Here is a 23,495-nt window from a genome sequence, read left to right as displayed (position 1 = left end):
TCAGCGCCGACGGTAGCAAACCCGGCTCAGAGCTCGATCCAGTAGCGGCGGGTGCGGCCCAGCCAGGTGTCGCGGACGTCCTCGAGTACGCCGCCGTTGCGCTCGATCGTCCGTGCGGACGCGACGTTGCCGTCGTCGCAGGTGATCAGCACGCGGTCCATTCCGCGCTCACGGGCGCTGTCGAGTACGGCGCCGAGCGCCCAGGTCGCCAGCCCGCGACCTCGTGCCGACGGGCGTACGCCGTACCCGATGTGCCCACCGCCCTCGAACAGCTTCTCGTTGAGCGCGTGCCGGAGCGTGATCGCGCCGAGGTAGGTGCCGCCGTCAACGATCCACCAGTACGTCGCAGGCACCCGCTCCGGCGTGACCGGGATGCTGTCGTCGCTCTGCTCGCGCAACCGCTGCGTCCACGCGGCGAACCCGTCGACTGTGCTCAGGTCGTCGGCCTCCCACAACCCGGCCCCGTCCTGATGGGTGTCGCCCCACTCGCTCGCAGACTCCATCCAGGAGTCGCGCAGTTGGACGGTCGGCTCGATCAACTCAGGCATGTGCCGAGGGTAGGGCCGACTCGCCGTGCGGCCCCAGCGAATACGCGGCGGGCCGCCCACCCCGGATGGGGTGAGCGGCCCGTTGGCGGGTGGTCGGCGTCAGGCGCCGGCGCCCTCCTGCTTGACGCCGGCGACCGCGGTGGGGTCGTCGATGCGGTACTTGCGGGCCGCCTCGGCGGCGACCTCAGGCTTCACGTCACCGCGCTTGGCGAGGATCTCCAGTGCGGCGACCACGATCGACTCGGCGTCCACCTGGAAGTGGCGCCGGGCCGCGGCCCGGGTGTCGGCCAGACCCCAGCCGTCGGTCCCGAGCGACGTGTAGTCGTTCGGCACCCAGCGGGAGATCTGGTCCTGCACCGCGCGCATGAAGTCGCTGACGGCAACGACCGGACCCTTGGTGTCCTTCAGTTGCTCGGTCACGAACGGCACCTGCTCCGGCTCGTCCGGGTGCAGCAGGTTGTGCTGCTCGGCGGCGACGGCGTCCCGGCGCAGTTCGTTCCACGAGGTCACGGACCAGATGTCCGCGGCCACCGAGTACTCCTCGGCGAGGATCTGCTGGGCCTTCCGCACCCACGGCAGCGCGACACCGGACCCGAGCAGCTGCACCCGCGGTACGTCGTCACCCTCGGCGGTCTGGTACTCGTCGAAGCGGTACATGCCCTTGAGCAGCCCCGCGACGTCGAGGTTCTCCGGCTCGGCGGGCTGGGGGACGGGCTCGTTGTACACGGTGAGGTAGTAGAAGACGTCCTCGCCGAACGGTTTGTCCTTGTCCAGGCCGTAGCCGTACATGCGGCGCAGACCGTCCTTGACGATGTACGCGACCTCGTAGGCGAAGCCCGGGTCGTAGTGCACCGCTGCCGGGTTGGTGGAGGCGAGCAGCGGCGAGTGACCGTCCGCGTGCTGCAGTCCCTCGCCGGTCAGCGTCGTACGGCCGGCCGTCGCACCGACCAGGAAACCCCGGCCGAGCTGGTCGCCCAGCGCCCAGAGCGAGTCACCGGTTCGCTGGAACCCGAACATCGAGTAGAAGATGTAGAACGGGATCATCGGCTCGCCGTGCGTCGCGTACGCCGTACCCGCCGCGATCATCGAGCCCATCGCGCCGGCCTCGCTGATGCCCTCGTGCAGCAGCTGGCCCTGCTCGGACTCCTTGTAGGACAGCAGCAGGTTGCGGTCGACGGCCTCGTACTGCTGCCCGTGCGGCGAGTAGATCTTGGCCGTCGGGAACATCGAGTCCATGCCGAACGTGCGGTACTCGTCCGGGGCGATCGGGACGATCCGGTCGCCGATCTCCGGGTCCTTCATCAGGTCGCGGAACAGCCGGACCAGCGCCATCGTGGTCGCGACCGGCGAGTTGCTGCCCTTGGCGAGCGGCTTGTAGACGTCGTCACCAGGCAGCTTGAGCGAGGTCTTCGGGGCCACCCGCCGCTGCGGCAGCGATCCGCCGAGCTGCTTGCGCCGCTCCATCATGTACTGGAACTCCGGCGAGTCGGTGCCGGGGTGGAAGTACGGCGGGTTGTAGGCGTCCTCGAGCGCGGAGTCGTCGATCGGCAGGTACAGCCGGTCCCGGAACGCTTTGAGGTCGTCCGAGGTCAGCTTCTTCATCTGGTGGGTCGCGTTGCGGCCCTCCAGCGCCTCGATCGTCCAGCCCTTGATGGTCTGGGCCAGGATCACGGTCGGCTGCCCGACGTGCTCGGTCGCGCTCTTGAACGCGGCGTACACCTTGCGGTAGTCGTGACCGCCGCGGGGAAGCTTGCGCAGATCCTCGTCGGACAGGTTGCTGACCATCTGCTGGAGCCGCTGGTCGCCGCCGAAGAAGTTGTTGCGGATGTACTCGCCGGACTCGACGGAGTAGGTCTGGAACTGGCCGTCCGGCGTGGTGTTCATCTTGTTCACCAGCGCGCCGTCGTGGTCCTGGGCGAGCAGGTTGTCCCACTCGCGGCCCCAGATCACCTTGATCACGTTCCAGCCGGCGCCGCGGAAGAACGCCTCCAGCTCCTGGATGACCTTGCCGTTGCCGCGGACCGGGCCGTCCAGCTGCTGCAGGTTGCAGTTGATCACGAAGGTGAGGTTGTCGAGCTCCTCGCGCGCGGCCAGGCCGATCGCGCCGAGCGACTCCGGCTCACCCATCTCGCCGTCGCCGAGGAACGCCCAGACGTGCTGCTGGCTGGTGTCCTTGATGCCGCGGTGGTGCAGGTACCGGTTGAAGCGCGCCTGGTAGATCGAGTTCAGCGCGGCCAGACCCATCGAGACGGTCGGGAACTCCCAGAAGTCCGGCATCAGCCGCGGGTGCGGGTACGACGACAGCCCGTTGTGCGGGCCGCGGGAGACCTCCTGGCGGAACCCGTCCAGCTGGTCGGTGGACAGCCGGCCCTCCAGGAACGCCCGCGCGTACATACCGGGCGAGGCGTGTCCCTGGATGAAGATCTGGTCGCCGCCGCCGGGGTGGTCCTTGCCGCGGAAGAAGTGGTTGAAACCGACCTCGTACAGGCTGGCGGCCGACTGGTAGGTGGCGATGTGGCCGCCGACCTCCAGGCCCTTGCGGTTGGCCTTGCTCACCATCACTGCGGCGTTCCACCGGATGAAGGCCCGGATCCGCCGCTCGATGTGCTCGTCGCCGGGGAACCAGGGCTCACGCTCGGGCGGGATCGAGTTGATGTAGTCGGTGCTCCGCAGTGCGGGCACGCCGACCTGTCGCTCCCGGGCGCGCTCGATCAGCTTGAGCATCAGGTAGCGCGCTCGCGCCTTGCCCCGTTCGTCCAGGACCGCGTCGAGCGATTCGACCCACTCCCGTGTCTCGTCGGGGTCGATGTCGGGGAGCTGGGTGGGCATCCCCTCGGTGATGATGGCTGGTGGTTCGTGTCCGGAAGCCACGTTGTCCTGCCGTTCTCTCTGGTTGTCTTCACTGCAATCCTGTCACCTGTTCGGTATGCGTTCTACTTCGCCTTCCCTTCCGGCCCGATTCCGGGCGGCCGCGCCGGATCTCAGCGGACACGCCTCGCACCCGCCACGCGCATACCGGACACGTCACGGAACCCTGGTGCATACTTGCGCGACGCGGTACGTCACGATGGACTATCGCTGAGCAGCAGGCTACTGACACCTACCCCCGGGTAAGCGGGGACCACGGAGGAGGACACGTGAGCGCGACCGCGGACCACGCGGACGGCAAGAGCGGAGTGCCGAACATGGCCTCCCGGCTCGGCCTGGAGGCCGGCTGGGTCGTCCAGGAGATCGGGTACGACGATGACTGCGACGACGAGTTCCGCGACGCGATCCGGGAGATCACCGGCGAGGCCTTCGTCGACGAGGACACCGACGAAGTCGTCGACGTCGTCCTGCTCTGGTTCCGTGAGGACGACGGCGACCTGGTCGACGCGTTCTTCGACATCCTGACCGACCTCAAGGCCGGTGGAGTGGTCTGGCTGCTGACCCCGAAGGTCGGCCGCGACGGCTACGTCGAGACCAGCGACATCACCGAGGCCGCGCCGGTCGCGGGCCTGGCGACGACCAGCACCCTGAGCGTGACCGACGACTGGTCGGCCACCAAGCTGGTGGTCCCGAAGTCCGGCCGCCGGGGGTGAGCCTCCCGGCTGTCGGCAGCCGGGCACCCGACTTCGAGACCCAGAACCAGTACGGCGAACCGGTCCGGCTGAGCGACTACGCCGGCCGGCGGGACGTCGTACTGGTCTTCTATCCGTATGCCTTCAGTCAGGTCTGCACCAGTGAACTGGCCGCACTACGGGATCGCCCGTCGTTGCTGGCCGCCGCCGAGTTCCTGGCGATCTCCTGCGACCCGATGTTCACCCTCCGGGCCTACGCCGACGCCCAGAACCTCAACTTCGGCCTGCTGACCGACTTCTGGCCCCACGGCGCGATCGCCACCGCGTACGGCGCTTTCGCCCCCGACCGCGGCTGCGCCCTGCGCGCCACCTTCGTCATAGACCGCGCCGGGTTGATTCGCTGGTCGGTCCTCAACCCGATCCCAGAGGCTCGCAACCCGGACGACTACGCCGAGGCCCTGGCAAGCCTCACGTCGTACCCGGGGTAGGCGCCGAAGCGCGGTGTGGTGGGCTGTGAGGGACTCGAACCCCCGACCCCCTCGGTGTAAACGAGGTGCTCTAACCAACTGAGCTAACAGCCCATGTCCACGGCAAACGAAGCCCGGCCAACGACGGGCCGGGGCAGTTGCGCTCCTGTGGAGCAAGCGGACCGACCTTATCATCTCACCCGGGGGTGCCGCCGCGCTGTGCGCAGCACCCCGACGCCCCCGCTCAGCCACCCCGCGACGGATCGGGTTGGGGAGGGTTTCTTACCCGGATCGGGCAGAAACCCTCCCCAAACCCCGAAGCGTCTACAGGGGAGAGCTTGTGTTGCCGAATGCTGCCTGCACCAGGCGCTCGAGGGCGGGCGGGAAGATCTGCAGCAGGTCTACGTCGGCGTCTCCCATGGTGATGGCGGCGGTGAGGGTCCTGGTGCCGTCGGCCGAGCTGTACATGAGGGCGCCGTAGCCGCCGGGGGCGCTGCCGTTGTGGTGATAGATGGTCTCGGTGCCGGTGTCCTGGGCGAACAGGCCCAGCCCGTAGTTGAGCGGTCCGCTCTTCGGTTGCGGCGTACGCATCTGCGTCAGCAGCTCGGCGGGCAGCAGTTCGCCGCTCTGCAGCGCGGACATGAACTTGTGCAGGTCCTGCGTGGTCGAGAGCATGCTGCCGGCGGCGAAGAGCAGCGACGGGTTCTGCTCGGTGACGTCGACGACCTTCCACTCGTCGCCGTCCTGGTAGCGGAGGTATCCGTGCGAGTGCGGCCCGGGGATGTCCGTCCGGGCGCCCGGCTCCACGGTGCCGGTCAGCCCGAGCGGCTCGACGATCCGGGTCTGCAGCTCCTCGACGAACGTACGGCCGGTGACCGCTTCGATCAGCAGCGCAGCGACCGTGTAGTTGGTGTTCGAGTAGCTCCACTCGGCACCCGGCTCGAACCGCGCCGGCTTGGCCAGTGCGAACTCGACCAGCTCGTCCGGGGTGTAGCCCTGCAGCCGGTTGTCGGCCCATTCCTTGCCGGTCGCCGGGAGCCCTGCGACGACGGTGCCGTCGGGGTAGTACTCGCCGGTGTAGTTGAACAGGCCGCTGGTGTGGTCGAGCAGCATCCGCACCGTGATCCGCGGGTCCAGCTCGAACCGCGGCAGGTGCCCGGCAACTGCACCGTCCAGCTCGAGCTTGCCCTCGGCCACCAGTTGCAGCACCACGGTCGAGACGAACGTCTTGGTGACGCTGCCGACCCGGAACCGGCCGTCCACCGGCGGTTCCTCGGTGCTGCCGAGTTCGCGGATCCCGGCGGTGCCGACCCACTCGCCGTGCTCGTCGTGCACCCGCAGTTCGAGACCGCCGAACCCGGCGTCGACGAACTCCTGCGCGGCCTTCTGCAGCTCCGGGCGGTCGGTGCTCGCCACGGAAGGCGACTGGATCGACATGGTGGTGCTCCTCGTTCGAGTGATGTTTTGTACGACGTCACTCACGATCACCGGGCGTCCTGACACGAGACCGCCACGACGCTGACGCGGTGCGGGTGACCGGCTTTCGTACGGGCCGTATCGGAAGCCGCGGTCACTCGTTGGAACCATGTCGGTGGTCAGTGGCTCTCAGTGGTTCTCAGTGGTTCTCAGCGGGAATTCTTAACCATCGGCTGGTGAGAACGGACTCCTCCAGGGCGGGTCGCGGCTGGTAGGGTTCACGGCTGTCGGTCGGCGCGATGACGCACCGGGTGTGCCCGGTCACGACATCGTTCTGGCAGGCTGAGAACGGGGCTGCTGTCGGTGTGAAGTGAGGCGGGTCTGCCCAGAACCCGCCCCGTCCAGTTGGGGAGGCACGTGTCCGTGGGTCGCCAACCGGCCGAGCACCCCGTCGTACCCGAGTCGTCCTCTGGGTCTCAGCTGGTGGTGGCATCGGCGTGAGAAGTGGTGCGGACCGGCCGGCGATCTCCACCGGGCCGGCATTGATGATTCCCGCCGGGTATCCCCGCGATCTGCCCAGCGCACTGCTCCGCGCGGCCCGCGACTTCGGCGGCGCGGGGGTCGTCGAGATCGGGCCCGACGGCCGCGAGACCAAGCTCGACTTCCCGACGCTGCTCGAGCTGGCCGCCCGGATCCTGGCCGGCCTGCGTGCGAACGGCGTACGGGCCGGAGACCCCGCGGTCGTGCACTGCACCGAGCCGGTCGGCTTCTTCGCCGCGTTCTGGGCCTGCACCCTCGGCGGCATCCGCCCGCTGCTGGTCGCGCCGAACCCGGGCGGCGACCGCACCGAGGAGGGCCGCGAACGGCTCCGCCGGATCACCGACCTGCTCGGCTGGACCGTCCTGATCGGCCGCCCGTCCGACCTGCCGAACGACCTCGGCCTCCCGGTCCTCGACCCGGACGCGATGGCCGGTCACGAGCCGACCTCCGACTTCCACCGCCCGGCCGCGGACGACGTCGCCGTACTGATGCTGTCGTCGGGCTCCACCGGTACGCCGAAGATCGTGCAGCTCACGCACCGCGGGCTGGTCGAGTTCGCCGCGGGTACGCCGGCGATGCTGCCGGTGCGGCCGGGGCAGACCACGCTGAACTGGCTGCCGCTGGACCGCAGCGGCGCGTTCCTGCTCTATCACCTGCTGCCTGTGTTCACCGGCTGCACGAACGTCCACGTGAACACGGACTGGGTGCTGGCCAACCCGCTGCGCTGGCTCGACCTGATGGAGCAGCACCGGGTCAACCACTCCTGGTCGCCGAACTTCGGGTACCGGCTCGCGACCGCCGCGGTGGCCGGCGAACCGGACCGGCACTGGGATCTGTCCGCGCTGCGCAGCCTGGTCAGCGGCGGTGAGCAGATCACCGTGCCGGTGATGTCGGAGTTCCTGCGGGTGACGAACCGGTTCGGGGTGGTGCCGGAGACGTTCGTGGCGGCGTGGGGGATGACCGAGACGGTCACCGGCATCACGTTCGCGCGGCCCGGTCTGACGCCGAACGTGCACCGCGTCCGGATCCCACCGACCGGCGTCGTCGAGTGGGTCGACCAGCGGCCGTCGTCCGGGAAGGTCGCGGTCGCGCGCCCGGGCAAGCCGCGGACCGAGGTGCCGGGTGTGCTGTCGCTGGTCTCGGTGGGAGCGCCTGCGCCCGGTACGACGGTGCGCATCGTGGCCCCGAACGGCGCCGTACTGCCGGAAGGCCGGATCGGTCAGCTGCAGGTCGCGTCGGCCCGGGTGACGCCCGGGTACCTCGGGAACCTCGAGGCGGACCGCATCGCGTTCCCGGTCGGGAACTGGCCGGCCCGCAAGTGGCTCGCGACCGGCGACCAGGGCTTCATCACCGGCGGCCAGGTCGTCATCACCGGCCGGGACAGCGAACGCATCATCATGGCCGGCAAGCTCTACTACGCGCACGACATCGAGTCCGTCGCGGCGACCGTCGTCGGGGCCGAGCAGGGCTTGGTGGCCGCCTGCGGCATCGCCGACGAGGAAACCGGCACCGACCGACTGGTCGTCTTCTACGCGCTCACTGCCGACTCCGTACCTGGCATGGACCAGGCGATCCGCAGCCTGATCCAGGCCCGCCTCGGCCTGTCGGCGCAGGTCGTCGGCGTCCCGCGCCGCGACTTCCCGACCACCCCCGGCGGCAAGATCCTCCGACCGCTGCTCAAGCAACGGTGGATCGACGGCACGCTCCTCGAACCGCCCACCACCCACGTAGAACCAGCCGGCGCCACCCCCGCGTCCGGCCCCACCGGCCAGGGCCCCTCGAGCACCCCCGAGTCCACCCCGTTCGCCGACGAAGACGCCGCAGAACGCACCACCGAACTCCCGGTTGTCCGCCTGGCCTGGAAACGCGAACTCCAGCAATCCATCCCCACCCCGCCCCAACGCCCCACCCTAGGCACCCCACCCCCTCCGGCACCCCCATCTCCCAACCCCACCCCCACCGCACCGACAGCCGACCCCGCCCGTACGCCGTCGGCGGCCGAGCCCACCCGCACCGCGTCGGAAGCCGAGCCCACGCCCACCGCGTCGGAAGCCGAGAGCACCCCCACCGCGTCGGTGGAGCCCACCAGTACCGCGCCGGATCGTGAGCCCATCCGCACCGCGTCGGATGCTGAGCCCACCCGTACGCCGTCGGAAGCCGAGACCACCCCCACCGCGTCGGTGGAGCCCACCAGTACCGCGTCTGATCCTGAGCCCGTTCGCACGGCGCCGGCGGACGAGGTGCGCACGGCACCGGCATCCGCGGAAGGGACTGCCACGTCGGCAGCCACGTCGAGCGCCTCCGCCACGGGACCTGTGCTGGGCCCCACGGCCCCGCCTCCGCCCGCCCCCGACTCGCCGCCTGCGACCGCCCCGGCACCGCACGTCGAGCAAGAGCCCGCCGACGAGCAGTCCGACACCGCCGAGCAGCAGCACGATGCTGCGACCGCGAGCGTGGACGTGCCGGATGAAGAACACACACCGTCTGCGGACGAGGGCTCCGCCGAGCTGGAGGACCCCGCCGGGCGGTCTGAGGCTGAGGAGTCGTACGACGCCGCGGTCGCCGGCGCCGACGTACTGGACGAAGATCAGACTCCTTCCGGGGATGAGGACTCCACCGAGCAGGAGCAGACGACTGGGCGGTCTGAGGCCGAGCCGTCGTACGACGATGCGGCCGTCGGCACCTACGTACCGGACGAAGACCAGACCCCGTCCGACGACGAGCAGTCCGCCGACCGTGAGCCGCACGACACCGCGAACGAGCTGGACCCGGCGGACCCCACGGACGGGACAGATGCCGTCGACACGACGGAGGCGGCGGAGCCGGTAGAGGCGACGAGTGCGGACGCGACCGACGCAGTGGACGCGACGGACGCGATGGAGGCGGCGGAGGTCGTGGACGCGGCCGACGCGACGGATGCCTCGGACGCGGCCGACGCGGCGGATGCCTCGGACGCGGCCGAGGATGTAGATGCGGCGGGTGCTGCTGATGGGGCGGATGCGCTTGAGTCGGTGGGGGAGTCCGCTCACTCGGGTTCTGGGGATGTGGTTGCTGAAGGCACCGACAGTGGTGAGGATGCGGGGTTCGAGGGTGGGGTAGTTGCGAGTACGTCGGATGATGGGTCCGACGAGTTCGCGACTGATGAGGTTGCGGCGTCCTCGGATGACGTGCCGCAGGAGGCTCAGGCGGGATCAGACGCCGAGACGAGCGACGAGAAGGCCGACCTCGAACAGGACGAGACGGATGCCGACGGCGCATCCGATGAAGATGCCGACGAGGCCGAGGCTGATGCTTCGGCGTCGTCCGAGCCGGCGCTCACCTCCGAGGCTGCGGACACTCACGAGGAGACGACCGACTCCGAGGCAGACACAGCAGAGTCCGCCGACTCAACCTCCACAGACATCGAGGAGGCCGACGAACCCGCAGTTACGGACACGAACGGCGCCGCCACGATTGCTGCGGCCGAAGCCGACGTGGACACGGACGATGTGGACACGGACGACGTGGACACGGACGACGTGGACGCGAAGGACGCGGCCGAAGTCGACGCGGATGTCGAGGACGCGGACGGTGAGGACGCGGATGTCGAGGATGCGGTAGGTGCGGGTGACGCGCGTGGCGACGACTCGGATGACGAGATCGGTGCCGACGAAGGGCTTGCGGACGAGGCAAGTGCAGACGAGGCACGTGCGGGCGAATCGCGTGTCTATGAGGTCTTTGCGGATGGAGTCGTCAGCGAGGTTGGTGCTGGCGATGTGGTGGGCGATGCGTCTGCCGTGGCTGCGCCCGAAGGTGCGTTGGATGCCGAGCCGGGTGAGGAGCAGTCGGCTGCGGGGCTTGTTGTGGTGGATGTGGACGGGGTTGAGTCCGCGGGGGATGTGGCGGCTGACGTCGTACCTGAGGAAGCGCAGGACAGTGCTGCGGCCGGGAGCACTGCTGTTGGTGCGCGGGTTGGGGTTGTTGAGCCGGTTGCCGTTGTCGGGGTGGCTGGGCGGTTCCCGGGGGCTGAGGGGGTAGAGCAGTTCTGGGAGAACCTCGTCGGGGGTGTGGAGAGTCTCCGGCGGGAGTCGGGGGACGGGGTTGTCGCGGTCAGTGGCGTGCTGGAGCACGTCGAGTCGTTCGATGCGAAGTTCTTCGGGTTGAGCGATCGTGAAGCCGAGTTGATGGATCCGGCGCAGCGGTTGTTCCTCGAGGTGTGTCATCAGGCGCTGGAGCACGGCGGGTACGCCGGTACGACGAACCGCGTCGGCGTGTTCGCGGGCTCGGGCATGAACTTGTACAACCGCCAGCACCAGTCCCGCGACTCGATCGCCACCCGCGTCGCGTACCGTCTCGGCCTGACCGGCCCCGCGATCGGAGTGCAGTCGGCCTCCTCGTCATCGCTCGTCGCAGTGCATCTCGCCTGCCAGGCGCTCAGATCCGGCGACGCAGACCTCGCCTTGGCCGGCGCCGCCGCCGTACAGGTGCCGCAGGCAACGACCTACCACCCGACGCCGGACTCGATTCTCTCGCCGAGCGGTCAGATCCGCGCGTTCGCCGCCGACGCCGACGGCATAGTCGGCGGGAACGGTGTCGCCGCCGTACTCCTGAAGCGTCTCGACCAGGCCCTGACCGACGGTGACACGGTGTACGCCGTGATTCGCGGTACGGCGGTCAGCAACGAGGATGCGCCCGCCGGGAACCAGACCGAGCTGATCGAGCGCGCTCTCGACCGCGCCGGGTTCGACGCCGACTCGCTCAGCTACATCGAGGCGCACGGGATCGGCAGCCCGGCGGCGGACGCCGCCGAGGTGAAGGCGTTGACGACCGCGCTCCGCCGGCACACCGACAAGGTCGGGTTCTGCACGCTCGGATCGGTGAAGCCGAACATCGGCCACCTGGACAGCGCCGCGGGCATGGCCGGCCTGATCAAGACCATCCTGATGCTGCAGCACCGGATGCTGGTCCCGACCATCAACGTGACCGAGCCGAGCCCGGAGCTCGACCTCGACGGCAGCCCGTTCGTGATCGGCACCGAGGTGCGCGAGTGGACGGTGCCGCTGCTGTCCGGCGGTACGACGCTCCGCGCGGGCGTCAGCGCCCTCGACGCGGGCGGCACGAACGCGCACGTGATCCTCGAAGAGGCCCCGCGCCAGATCCGCCGCGGCGACGACGGTCCCGTCGTACTGCCGCTGTCCGCGCCCGACCCGGACGCTCTCGCCGACCTCGTCGAGCTGTACCGCACCGACCTGGGCCACGGCACCGGGCACCGCCTCATCGACCTCGCCGGTACGGCGGCGCTCGGCCGCCCGGCGCACCGGCACCGGATCGCGGTCGCCGGCGGTACGGAGGCCGAACTGGTCACCGCACTCGGCTCCGCCCAGCCGACCGAGGTGCCGCGCGGCGGACCCGGCCCGCTCGGCTACGCGTTCACCGGACAAGGCGCCGCCCGTCGCGGCATGGCTGCCGGCCTGGCCGCCCGCTTCCCCGTGTTCCGCTCGGTCCTCGACGAATGCGACCGCGTCTACCACGAGGAGACCGGCGGCAGCCTGCTCGAACTGCTCCTCACCCCGGCCGGTACGGCGGAAGGCGTCTGGCCGACCGAGACCGCACAGCCCGCACTGTTCGCATTCGAGCTCGCACTGGCCCGCCTCTGGCAGTCGTTCGGCGTCCAGCCCGCGCTGGTCGTCGGACACAGCGTCGGCGAGTACGCCGCTCTGTGCGTCGCGGGCGCCCTCTCGTTGGCGGACGGCGTACGCCTCACCGCGAAGCGTGGCGAGCTCATGCAGCGCGGCACGGTCCCTGGCGCGATGGTCGCTGTCCGCGCCGACGCCGACCGGGTCCGCGAGATCGCCCGGACCGCCGGCGTCGAGGTTGCCGCAGGCAACGGCCCGCAGTCGTTCGTGCTGACCGGATCCGAGGTGATCGTCGGTCAGCTCGCCGCGCAACTCGATCAGCTGCAGGTCGCCTGGCAACGGCTGGATGTCGACCGCGCGTTCCACAGCTCGTTGGTGGACCCAATACTGGCCGACTTCGCGGAGATCGTCCGCGAGATCACGCTGAAGCCGCTGCGGACGCCGATGGTGTCGAGCTGGTCGGGCGATCTGCTCGAGTCCGGGACCGTGCTCGACAGCGACTACCTGGTCGGCCAGTTGCGGCAGCCCGTGCTGTTCGGTGACGCGGTCGAGGCCGTGACGGCGGCCGGCTGCCGCCGGTTCCTGGAGCTCGGGCCGGACGCCGTCCTGAGTCCCGCGGGTCGCCGGATCGCGCCGAACAGCACGTGGATCCCCGCGCAGCGCCTCGGCCAGGACCCGGTGCTCGCGACGATGAACGGCCTGGCCGAGTTGTACGAGCAGGGCACCGAGATCGCGTGGGCGAAGGTCTACGCGGACAGCGGTCGCGTCCCGTTGCCGACGTACCCGTTCCGCCGGGTGCACCACCCGGTCGACCCGTCGGTGACGGTGCTGGCCGGCCCCGGTACGGCGGTTGCCGGGGACAACAATGCGCCGCGGCTGAACGCGTTCGAACGGGCCGCGCGGGCCCAGGCCGTGGTGTTCGAGCCGCCGTCGAGCGCCGCGGTGAAGCGAATCCCGCTGGACCCACCGGAGCCCGTGGCAGCCGAGCCGGTCGAACAAGCTGAGGAGTCCTCCCCGTTCGCACTTCCGGCTGAGACCCATGAGATCGACGCGGACTACCTGGCGCGGGCCGGATCGTTGTCGGGCGACGAGATGTCAGCGGAACGGTACCGCGAGTCGCTGAACGTCGTCCTCGACCTGACCTGCGAGGTGCACAACCTCGACCCGTACGACCTCACCGTGGACCACACGTTCGCCGAGCTCGGGGCGACGCCGGCGTCGATGGCGCCGGTGATCGACGAGCTGAAGAGCCGGTTCGAGGCCGAGTTGGCCCCGGACGACCTGTTCCTGACGTACACCACGCCGCACAAGCTCGCGACGGCGGTCGCGGTGCAGACAGCTGAGCCGGTCGAGGCCGTCGAGCCTGTCGCGTCGCAGAACGAGGCATCACTCGAGCAGGTTGCGGAGAAGGAACAGCCGGTCCGGGATGCGCGGGAGGCGTTGGCGGTTCTCGGGTCGGGACTCGCCGAGCTGGCGGCGAAGGTCGACGAGGCTGCGGCCGCTACCAGCGAGGCAGATCTGCCCGGGAGCGGTATGGCGGCCTTGATGTCGCAGCAGCTCCGGGTCGCCGGGCAGTTGGTCGACGGCGTCACCAAGCTCATGCGCGAACAGCTCGCCCTCCTCGGTGAGCCGGCCGCGCAAACGACTGAGCAGACAGCAGAAGTCGAGCAGGTAACCGAAGAAGAGCAGACCGTCCCAATCAACGAGCTGCGCTCCGCCGACGAGCCGGCCGTTGAGTTCCGCCGTACGACGATGTCGCCGGCCGACGTGCAACGCCGCGACTTCATCTACTGGACGCAGGTCCTGGCCGGCGCCGAACCGTTGGTTCTCCCCGCAGATCGCGCCCGTGCAGCCGGTGACGACGCCGTCGCGTCGGTGCAGCACGAGCTGGACAAGGAACTCGGCGATGCCGTGCTCGCCTACAGCCGCGAACGCAAGCTCAGCCCCGTCATGACGATGCTCGCCGCCGTCGCAACGGTGCTCGGCCGGTTCGCCGCGCAGGACGATGTGACCATCGGCTCGGCACTGCTCGGCCCGAAGGAGATCCGCCCGCTCCCGCTGCGGATCGACCTGTCCGGCGAGCCTGATCTCGGTGAGCTGACGGAGCGGATCCGCGATATCACCGCGGGCGCCTTCGACCACGCCGGGACCGACCTCGCGATCCTCGAACGCGACCCGCTGTTCCAGATCCTGGTCGAGTTCGAGGACGAATTGGCAGACCGGGACGGCGACGACCTGCCGCCGAGCGTCGACCTGCGGTTCCGGCTGACGCAGCACGACGCCGGCATCACCTGTACGGCGGACTACCGCTCCGGCCTGTTCGAACGGCCGACGATCGCGCGCTTGCTCGACTACCTGGCCGAAGTGTTGCGCAGGGCAACGACCAGTCCGGATCTCCGCCTGCCCGAGCTGGTGCTGCCGATCGAGTCCGACCTCGAGGCGCTGCGTGAGCTCGAGTCCGACGCCGACACCAGCGGGCCGATCGGCCGGCTACGCCGGGACGCGGTGGTCGCCGGCGAACTCAGCGGACTGCATACCCTGTTCGAGCAGCAGGTGGCGCGGACACCGGACGCGATCGCGTTGATCCAGGACAGCCGCGAGCTGACGTACGCCGAACTCGACCGCCGCTCGAACGCGGTCGCCTGGCAGCTCGTCGACCTCGGCGTGAAGCCGGGCCAACTGGTCGCCGTCCGAGTCGCCCGCGGTACCGAGATGGTCGTCGCCGTGCTCGCGGTCCTCAAGGCCGGTGCGGCCTACCTGCCGCTGGATCCCGGCGTACCGGAGTCCCGCTGGGCCTTCATGGTCCAGGACGCGGCGGCGGTCGCGCTGGTCGGCGACGACGCGGCGCTGGCCGATCGCCTCGGTCTGCGGCTCGTTCCGGTCGGGGGCGGCGACGGCGACACCCGGGCGCGGCAGGCGCCGCCGGTGCGCACCGCAGCCGATGACGTGGCGTACTGCATCTACACGTCCGGCTCGAGCGGCAACCCGAAGGGCGTCGTGGTCCCGCACCGCGGCCCGGTGAATCTGGTCCGGCACTACCTGCGGACGCGGCGGTCGCTGCGGACGCTGCAGTGGACGTCGTTCGGCTTCGACGTCCATGTACAGGAGATGTTCACGACGCTGGCGTCGGGTGCGGCGCTGGTGCTGATCGGTGAGGACGACCGGTACGACCCGGACGCGGTGGTGGCGGCGCTGCGTGACCACGGCGTGCAGCGGCTGTTCATGGCGTTCAGCCCGCTGACCGCGTTGCTGGCGACGATGCGTCGGCTGCCCGAGCTGCCCGAGTTGCGGGAGATCGTCGCGGGCGGTGAGGCGATGGTGCTGACCCACAAGGTGCGGGACTTCCTCGACGCGCACCCGGAGTGCCGGCTCTTCAACGAGTACGGTCCGGCCGAGGCGTCGATCGTGACCACGATCCACGAGGTCGACCCGGCCGAGGACCGGCCCTCGATCGGGCGCCCGATCGACGGTGTCGTCGTACGCCTGCTGGATGCCGCGCTGCGGCCCGTGCCGGTCGGTGCGGTCGGGGAGATCCACCTCGGCGGCGCCGCCGTTGCCCAGGGCTACCTCGGGCGGCCGGAGGAGACCGAGCACGCGTTCGTCGCGGACCCGGGACACCCGGGCGCGCGGCTGTACCGCAGCCGCGACCTCGGCCGCTGGCGCGCCGACGGCACCCTGGAGTACCTCGGCCGCGCGGACGACCAGGTCAAGATCCGCGGCCACCGGGTCGAGCCCGGTGAGACGGAGCATGTGCTGGCGGACCAGCCCGGCGTCGTCGACGCGGTCGTGGTGGCCTGCTCGGACCCGGGCGGTGACACCTGCCTGATCGGGTACGTCGTGCTGGAGGACAGCGATCCCGCCGTACTGGCCCGGCTGATGCTCGACCTGGGGAAGGAACTGCCGATCTATCTGGTGCCGGCAGACCTGATCCCGATCGAAGAGCTGCCGCTGGACGACAACGGCCGGCTGGACCGCTCCCGGCTCCCTGAGCCGGAGTGGCTGAAACCCTAGCGAGGTCTGGGCCAGGGCATCCGCTCTGCAACGAGAACGGTGGGCCAGTCGGTGGCAGCCCTCCCGAACAGCCACCGTCCGCCGTACACGCTGCAGAACCCGCGTTCGATCTCATCCCTCCACGAGATCGATCGCGTTCGAGTCGGACGCTGCCGGTGGCAGACTGGTTCCCGACCCTGCAGTCCACACGGTGGCGGCGGGAGAGTGCCCTCACCCGCCGCTCACGTGCTCCGGTCGACCAACCCCCCGATCTCCCGGTTGACGCCCGGCCTGAGCCCCCCTCGACCGGTCGTGGATGACGGTGCCCCCACCCCATCCATCCGTTGCATCGCGTGACGTAGGTCAGTCGTTACACGGATCGCGAAGATTCGTAAAAATTGCGCAAAGGTGCGCGGGAGAAGCCTTACCCAACGCGCAAAAGTGTGCACATGAGGTCACTGTGGGTCAGGCCAGTGCAGCCCAGGCCTGGTGGGCGGCGCCGAGCAGGCCCGCGTTGTCCAGTTGAGCTGGCACCACGGTGAGGTCTGTGACGAACGGCAGTTGCGCCAGCCGTTTCACCCACGCCTGCACCGGATCGAACAGCACCGGTCCGGCCTTCGCGACCCCGCCGCCGATCACGACCGCGGTCAGGTCGACGGTCACGGCCGTCGCGACGATCCCCGCGGCCAGCGCCTGTGCGCCATCGTCGAACGCGGCCAGCGCGAGCTCGTCCCCGGCCGCGGCGTCGGCGGCCAGTACCTCGGCATCCACGTCCTCGCCTGTCCGCCAACCGCTCCGCTGCGCGCGGGCGACCATCCTGGGACCGCTCGCGTACGCCTCGACACAGCCGAACGACCCGCACACGCACGCCTCGCCGTCCTGGTCGATCACCACGTGGCCGATGTGGGCCGCGTTGCCGGACTGGCCGATCAGCGGTCTGCCGTCGACGACGAGGCCGCCCCCGACGCCGGTCGAGACGACGATCCCGAGCAGGGTGTGCGCGTCGCGACCCGCGCCGCTCCAGAACTCACCGAGCGCGAAGCAGTGCCCGTCCAGCCCGAGTGCCACCGGAATGTCGCCCGTCAGCGCCCGGACCCGGTCGACGATCGGGAAGTTGCGCCAGCCGGCGATGTTCACCGGGGAGACCAGGCCGTGCTGCTGGTCGACCGGGCCGGCAGAGCCGATGCCCACGGCCAGCGGGGTGGCGTCGCCGCGAACGCGCTCGATCAGCTCTCCGAGTGCGGCGAACACCTGGTCGGCGTCGCCGGACGGGGTGCGGATCCGGTCGCCGGTGAGAATCGTGCCGTCCGCAGACACCAGAGCGGCGGCCATCTTCGTGCCGCCGATGTCGATTCCCAGCACGGTCTCCCGCGCCTTCGCTGTGTCGTCGCTCATCGTCCCCCCGGTCAGGGCGGTCAGGTCGAGAGACAACGTTATCTGTAGTCGGCCCGAACAGACAGAGGTGATTCGCGGTAATCACGGAAAACCCGCAGGAAGGAGGCAGGTTATTGCCATGTCCGCTCCTGACAACGATGCCCCTCCGAGCGTTCGGGGCGGCTAATTATCAGCTGTCGGTGATAGCTGGCGCGCAGCGGTGGGGCTGCGAGAGGGTTAGGGGATGAGTGATCAACTGGATCGTGACGCGGCCGGCTCGCTGGTCGTCGGTTTCACCGGGACCACGGCTCCCGACGACCTCCGGCGGGCGGTGGCGGGCGGGCTCGGGGCCGTCATCCTGTTCACCCGCAACGTGGCGGACGCCGAACAAGTAGCGGCGCTGACGGCCGCTTTGCGGGCCGAGCGGCCCGACCTGATCGTGGCGATCGACCACGAGGGCGGCGAGTTCAGCCACCTCGCGCCGGCCAACCCGTGGCCGCTCGCGTCGCCGCGCCTGCTGGGCGACCTGGACGATGTCGACCTGACCCGCGCCGCGGCCCGGGACGCGGCCGCGACCCTGGCGTCGATCGGTATCGACCTGATGCTGGCCCCGTCGGTCGACGTGAACAGCAACCCCGCGAACCCGATCATCTCCACCCGCTCGTTCGGCCGGACCGCGGACGTCGTCGCGCGGCACGGCGTCGCGTTCGTCGAGGGCGTCCACGACGCCGGGATCGCCGCCTGCCCGAAGCACTTCCCGGGCCACGGCGACGTCTCGGTCGACTCACACACCGATCTGCCGCGCGTCGACCGTTCGATCGAGGAGGTCGCGGACGTCGAGCTCGCGCCGTTCCGCGCGACCATCGCGGCCGGCGCCGACGTCGTGATGAGCGCGCACATCATCTTCTCGGCGTACGACGACCAGCCGGCCACGCTCTCGCACCGGGTGCTGACCGGGTTGTTGCGCGAGGAGCTCGGCTTCACCGGCGTCATCACCACCGACGCGCTCGAGATGCAGGCGATCACCAAGAACCGCTCGATCGAGGACGCCGCGGTCGCCTCGATCGGCGCCGGCGCGGACCTCGCGATGATCGCGGTCGGTACGGCGGACCCGCAGGCCCTGACCGCACGCGTGATCGACGCCGTCCGCGCCGGGACGCTTCCCGCCGAGCGGGTCGCCGACGCAGCCGCCCGGGTCCGGGCTCTCGCCGGCTCACTCGGGCAGCGCAGCCGGCAGCCGGGCCTCGACGGCGCTCCGATCCGCGAGGTCGCCGCGCGCGTGGTCGCCGGGCAGACGTTCCCGGCGCTCGGGGCAACGCCGTACGTCATCGATCTGACGCAGGGTCTCCACCCGGCCTGGAATCCCTACTTCTCCGGGCTACCTGAGGTCTTCACCCGGGTCGCTCCCGGCGCCGAGGGCGTCGTACTCCGCGGCGAGCACCACCTCACCGACACCGGGGAGCCGCAGGACGACGCGATCGCCAAGGCGGCGAAGGCCGCGCAGGATCGTCCGCTGGTGATCGCCGTCCAGGACGCCGGCCGTACGCCGTGGATGCGCGAAGCCCTGAACCACCTCGTCCAGGGCCACCCGGACAACGTCTTCGTGCTCTGCACCGGCATCCCCGAGGACCAGGCGCTCGTCCCACAGGGCGTGCCGTCCGCCACCACCTCCGGCCGCAACGTCATCGTCCTGGAGGCCATCGCCCGCCAACTGACCCGCGAGCGGTAATCGATCGGTGCCTCACACCGGGCGGCAGCTGAGTTCCAGGTCGAGGGCGTGCTGTTCTACGTAGTTGAGGGCGTGGCGGACCGCGCCGACCGAGACGATCGCGTCGCCGAGGGAGGAGACCGCGACGCGCGGGGGAGTGCTGGTGTAGCGGGCCAGGTGGGCCTCGAGGTCGGGGAGCAGAGCGGCCGCCGCCTCGGCGACGGCGCCACCCAGGACCACCAGCTCGGGGTTGAACAGGGTGCCGAGCGTCGCGACCACCCGCGCGGTGCGTGCGGCGATGTCCTGAAGGATGCCCTGGGCAACCTTGTCGCCGTCGGCGGCCGCGCGGAACACCTGCTCGGCGGTCACCTCGCCGTCGGTCGCGAGGTCCCGCAACGACGTGTGCACGGCCTCGTCCGCGACTGCCGCCGTACCGTTCTCGCGGGCGATGCGGGCGATCCCGTGGGTGTCGCCGACCCCTTCGATCAGCTTGAGGAACACCATCTCGCCGGCGCCGCCGCGACTGCCGTGCAGCAACCGGCCGGAGTCCATCAGACCCGACCCGAACCGTTCACCGGCGAGCAGTACGACGAGGTCGTCGACGTTGCGCGCCTCGCCTCGCCAGTGCTCCCCGAGGGTCGCGAGGTTGGCGTCGTTCTCCAGCAGGACCGGCCACCCGTGCAGCTCGGTCAGCCGCTGCGCGAGCCCGGCGTCGAAGCGGCGCCAGAACTCGTCGTCGACCAGGATGTTCCCGTCCCGGTCGACGGGAGCCGCGACCCCGGCGCCCGCAGCGAGGACCTGTGCGTCTGACACCTCCGCGGACGCGAGCGCCTCGACGACGGTCTCGTGCACGATCTCGGTCCGCTCGCTCGGCGTCTTCACGCCGGCGGCCGACCGCCCGGCCTTGGCCACCGTCTCGCCCCGCAGGTCGGAGACCAGCACCGTCGTCTTGGCCGCGCCGATGTCGATGCCGAGCACGTACCCCGCGTGGCTGTTGAACTCGAACCGCCGCGACGGCCGCCCGACCGACGTCCGGCCGGGGTCGAGCTCGACCACCCAGCCCATCGAGATCAGGTCGTTGCAGACCGCGTGCACGGTCGCGCGGGTGAGACCGGTGGCCTCGATCAGGCCGGTTCCTGTCATCACCCGGGCGCGGGTGAGCACGCCTAGTACCTTGCCCGCGTTCACCCGGCGCAACATCGTCGGCGTGGCCGTGGGCGGCGTTGTCGGTGGTTTCGCCATGAAAGCCCCTTGACCTCGTCGTCGTACCGACCGCAGAATACATGCAGATTCTAAATTTAGAGCCTATATATAAACGCTGGGTTACCAGCAGATTCCGAGTGAGGCGATCGTGACGCGTCCGCAGACGACCCCGACGACCCGAACGACTCAGGCCGACTGGTGGCGGCAGGCTGTCGTCTACCAGATCTACCCGCGCAGCTTTGCTGACGCGAACGGCGACGGTGTCGGTGACCTGCCCGGCATCATCAGTCGAGTCCCGTACCTGGTGGCGCTGGGCATCGACGCGGTCTGGCTGAGCCCCTTCTACCCGTCCGCGCTGGCCGACGGCGGGTACGACGTCGACGACTACCGCAACGTCGACCCGCGGCTCGGGACTCTGGAGGACTTCGACGAGCTGGTCGCCGCGCTGCACGCGGAGAACATCAAACTGATCGTCGACATCGTCCCGAACCACACGTCCAACCAGCACGAGTGGTTCGTCGAGGCCCTCGAGGCCGCGAAGGGTCACCCGGCCCGCGACCGGTACATCTTCCGCGACGGCCCGGACGGCGCCCCCGACCAGCCGCCGTCGGACTGGGACTCGGTGTTCGGCGGCTCCGCCTGGGCGCAGACCGACGACGGCCAGTGGTACCTGCACATGTTCGCGGCCGAGCAGCCGGACCTGAACTGGCAGCACCCCGAGGTACGGGCGGACTTCCTGGACACCCTGAAGTTCTGGTCGGATCGTGGCGTCGACGGTTTCCGCGTCGATGTCGCGCACGCGCTCGTGAAGGACCTGTCCGAGCCGTTCCCGTCGAAGACCACACTGCCGCGGCAGTCCGAGTCGAACGGTCAGCACCCGCTCTGGGACCAGGACGGCGTCCACGAGATCTACAAGGACTGGCGCAAGCTGCTGAACACCTACGACCCGCCGCGATCGGCGGTCGCCGAGGCATTCGTGCCGGCCGCCCGCCGGGCGCGGTACGCAAGTGCCGACGGGCTCGGGCAGGCGTTCAACTTCGACCTGCTGCAGGCCGACTTCGAGTACGAGAAGTTCCGCAAGGTGATCGAGGAGAATCTCGCGCTCGCCGAGGAGAACGGCTCGTCGTCGACGTGGGTGTTCTCGAACCACGACGTCGTCCGGCACGCCACCCGGTACGGCCTGCCGAAGAACCCTAAGGGCGGCTGGCAGGACGGCAAGGACTGGCTGCTGAGCAACGGCACCGAGCCGACGGTCGACGTCGAGCTGGGTCTGCGCCGCGCTCGAGCCGCGACCCTGCTGATGCTGGCGTTGCCGGGTTCGGCGTACCTGTACCAGGGTGAGGAGCTCGGTCTGCAGGAGGTCGGCGAGCTGCCGGCGGCGAACCTGCAGGACCCGGCGTACTTCCGCTCGAAGGGTGCCGAGAAGGGCCGTGACGGCTGCCGCGTGCCGCTGCCGTGGACCGTCGGCGGCCTGTCGTTCGGCTTCGGCACGGGCGGTTCCCACCTGCTGCAGCCGAAGTGGTTCGGCGCGTACTCCGTCGAGGCGCAGGAGAACGACGCGGAGTCGACATTGAGCCTGTACCGCAAGGCTCTCGCCGTACGGCGTGGGCTGCGCACCGGCAGCTCGCTCACCTGGATCGACGGCTCCGACGACGTTCTGCACTTCGTCCGCTCGGGCGGCTGGCAGAGCGTCACGAACTTCGGCGCGGCCCCGGTCGAGCTGCCCGACGCGGCGGTCGTGCTGTCCAGCGGACCGCTCGAGGGCGAGAAGCTGCCCAGCGCCACGACCGCCTGGCTGATCTAGCACCCCAGACCCGCTCCGGTCGAGCCGTCCCGTATGAGGCACTCCCCCTTGGCCGGAGTGTTGATGGACGTGGCGGGGGCAGCGGGCGGTTGCCCCCGTCACGATCCGTCCCAACTCCGGGAATGTCAGGATAAGCGCGTGACGACGCTTGCGGACGTGATCGCGGTTCTCGATCGGCTCTACAACCCGGCCTGGGCGGAGTCCTGGGACGCGGTCGGTCTCGTGACCGGCGACCCGGAGCAGGAGGTACGGCGGATCCTGTTCGCCGTCGACCCGATGCGGGGCGTGATCGACGAGGCGATCGACGGCGGGTTCGACCTGCTCGTCACGCATCACCCGTTGCTGCTGCGCGGAGTGAACAGTGTGGCCGCGACGACGCCGAAGGGCCGCGTGATCCACGACCTGATCCGCGCGGGGGTCGCGCTGCACGTCTGCCACACCAACGCCGACAACGCGAACCCCGGCGTCAGCGACGCGCTCGCCGCCGCGATCGGGCTGCGCGACACCCGGCCGCTGAAGGCGATGCCGGCCGAGCCGATGGACAAGGTCGTCGTGTTCGTCCCGGTCGCGGAGACGCAGGCGATGCTCGACGCGCTGGCGAAGGCCGGCGCCGGACAGATCGGCGACTACGAGCGAGCCGCCTGGAGCGGCACCGGCGAGGGGACCTTCCGGCCGCTCGCCGGTGCGAACCCGACGATCGGGAGCGTCGGGGACATCGAGGTCGTTGCGGAGAACCGGATCGAGATGCTGCTGCCGCGCCGCAAGCGCCGCGCGGTCGTCGAGGCGCTCGTCGCGGCGCATTCGTACGAGGAACCGGCGTACGACATCTATGAGGTGGCCGCGTTGCCGAGTGAGCGTGGCGGCGGGCGGGTCGGCGTACTCGCGGAGCCGCTGCCGCTGGCCGATTTCGCGCGGCTCGTCGCGGAGAGCCTGCCGCAGACCGAGCACGGCGTGCGCGTGTCCGGGGACCTTGACCGGACGATCGAGAGCGTCGCGGTGGTCGGGGGAGCGGGGGACTCGGAGTTCGACCGGGTGCGCGCGGCCGGCGTGGACGCCTATCTGACCGCCGACCTGCGGCACCATCCCGCCACCGAGGCCCGTGCGTACGGCGACCCCGCGCTGGTCGACGTCGCGCACTGGGCCAGCGAGTGGCCGTGGCTGGTCGACGCCGACCGCCTCCTGCGCGAAGGACTGGCGGCCCAAGGCAGTACCGTGGACACTCACATCTCGACGCTCTGCACGGACACATGGACCCTGCGAATCTGAGCAC

The 23,495-nt window shown here is 70.1% G+C and carries 11 protein-coding genes and 1 tRNA gene; 6 read left to right on the top strand and 6 right to left on the bottom strand.

The window, feature by feature from the left end; all coding sequences use genetic code 11:
• Nucleotides 1–26 precede the first annotated feature (26 nt).
• Nucleotides 27–548 (bottom strand): GNAT family N-acetyltransferase, encoded by a 522-nt coding sequence (locus EV647_RS06055; protein ID WP_133999617.1) that lies wholly within the window; start codon nucleotides 546–548, stop codon nucleotides 27–29.
• 99 nt (nucleotides 549–647) lie between these two features.
• Entirely contained in the window at nucleotides 648–3,377 is a 2,730-nt protein-coding gene (aceE, locus tag EV647_RS06050) for a pyruvate dehydrogenase (acetyl-transferring), homodimeric type (protein WP_305000155.1), read from the bottom strand.
• 308 nt (nucleotides 3,378–3,685) lie between these two features.
• Between aceE and EV647_RS06045 the strand changes: the two genes are divergently transcribed.
• On the top strand, nucleotides 3,686–4,129 hold the full coding sequence (locus EV647_RS06045; protein ID WP_130380525.1) for a DUF3052 domain-containing protein: 444 nt from the start codon (nucleotides 3,686–3,688) through the stop codon (nucleotides 4,127–4,129).
• Nucleotides 4,126–4,596, top strand: coding sequence for a peroxiredoxin (locus EV647_RS06040; RefSeq protein ID WP_133999611.1), 471 nt, complete (start codon nucleotides 4,126–4,128; stop codon nucleotides 4,594–4,596). The genes EV647_RS06045 and EV647_RS06040 overlap by 4 nt, the downstream gene beginning before the upstream one ends.
• Before the next feature lie 16 nt (nucleotides 4,597–4,612).
• Here the strand turns inward: EV647_RS06040 and EV647_RS06035 are convergent.
• Together EV647_RS06035 and EV647_RS06030 are read right to left on the bottom strand one after the other, a co-directional pair.
• A tRNA-Val gene (locus EV647_RS06035) sits at nucleotides 4,613–4,689 on the bottom strand.
• Between the two features lie 210 nt (nucleotides 4,690–4,899).
• The gene (locus tag EV647_RS06030) at nucleotides 4,900–6,012 is read right to left on the bottom strand and encodes a serine hydrolase (protein WP_133999608.1); all 1,113 of its coding nucleotides are present in this window, start codon (nucleotides 6,010–6,012) and stop codon (nucleotides 4,900–4,902) included.
• A 476-nt stretch (nucleotides 6,013–6,488) separates the two neighbouring features.
• Between EV647_RS06030 and EV647_RS06025 the strand changes: the two genes are divergently transcribed.
• Nucleotides 6,489–16,157 (top strand): non-ribosomal peptide synthetase/type I polyketide synthase, encoded by a 9,669-nt coding sequence (locus EV647_RS06025; RefSeq protein ID WP_133999605.1) that lies wholly within the window; start codon nucleotides 6,489–6,491, stop codon nucleotides 16,155–16,157.
• Nucleotides 16,158–16,601: 444 nt separating this feature from the next.
• Here EV647_RS06025 and EV647_RS06020 read toward each other — a convergent pair whose 3' ends face one another.
• On the bottom strand, nucleotides 16,602–17,531 hold the full coding sequence (locus EV647_RS06020) for an ROK family protein (protein WP_133999602.1): 930 nt from the start codon (nucleotides 17,529–17,531) through the stop codon (nucleotides 16,602–16,604).
• 223 nt (nucleotides 17,532–17,754) lie between these two features.
• On the opposite strand from EV647_RS06020, the gene nagZ reads away from it, so the two are divergent.
• On the top strand, nucleotides 17,755–19,239 hold the full coding sequence (nagZ, locus tag EV647_RS06015; protein WP_133999599.1) for a beta-N-acetylhexosaminidase: 1,485 nt from the start codon (nucleotides 17,755–17,757) through the stop codon (nucleotides 19,237–19,239).
• Nucleotides 19,240–19,251: 12 nt separating this feature from the next.
• On the opposite strand, the gene EV647_RS06010 is transcribed toward nagZ, so the two are convergent.
• Nucleotides 19,252–20,460, bottom strand: coding sequence for an ROK family transcriptional regulator (locus EV647_RS06010; RefSeq protein ID WP_133999596.1), 1,209 nt, complete (start codon nucleotides 20,458–20,460; stop codon nucleotides 19,252–19,254).
• 109 nt (nucleotides 20,461–20,569) lie between these two features.
• On the opposite strand from EV647_RS06010, the gene EV647_RS06005 reads away from it, so the two are divergent.
• Nucleotides 20,570–22,225: a glycoside hydrolase family 13 protein gene (locus EV647_RS06005; protein ID WP_238177050.1), complete on the top strand. Its 1,656-nt coding sequence runs from the start codon at nucleotides 20,570–20,572 to the stop codon at nucleotides 22,223–22,225.
• A gap of 138 nt (nucleotides 22,226–22,363) precedes the next feature.
• Nucleotides 22,364–23,491: a Nif3-like dinuclear metal center hexameric protein gene (locus EV647_RS06000; RefSeq protein WP_238177049.1), complete on the top strand. Its 1,128-nt coding sequence runs from the start codon at nucleotides 22,364–22,366 to the stop codon at nucleotides 23,489–23,491.
• The last annotated feature ends 4 nt before the right edge of the window (nucleotides 23,492–23,495 follow it).

Source organism: Kribbella sp. VKM Ac-2566, assembly GCF_004366005.1.
Taxonomy (GTDB): Bacteria; Actinomycetota; Actinomycetes; order Propionibacteriales; family Kribbellaceae; genus Kribbella; species Kribbella pratensis.
This window is presented reverse-complemented; position numbering and strand designations above follow the sequence as displayed.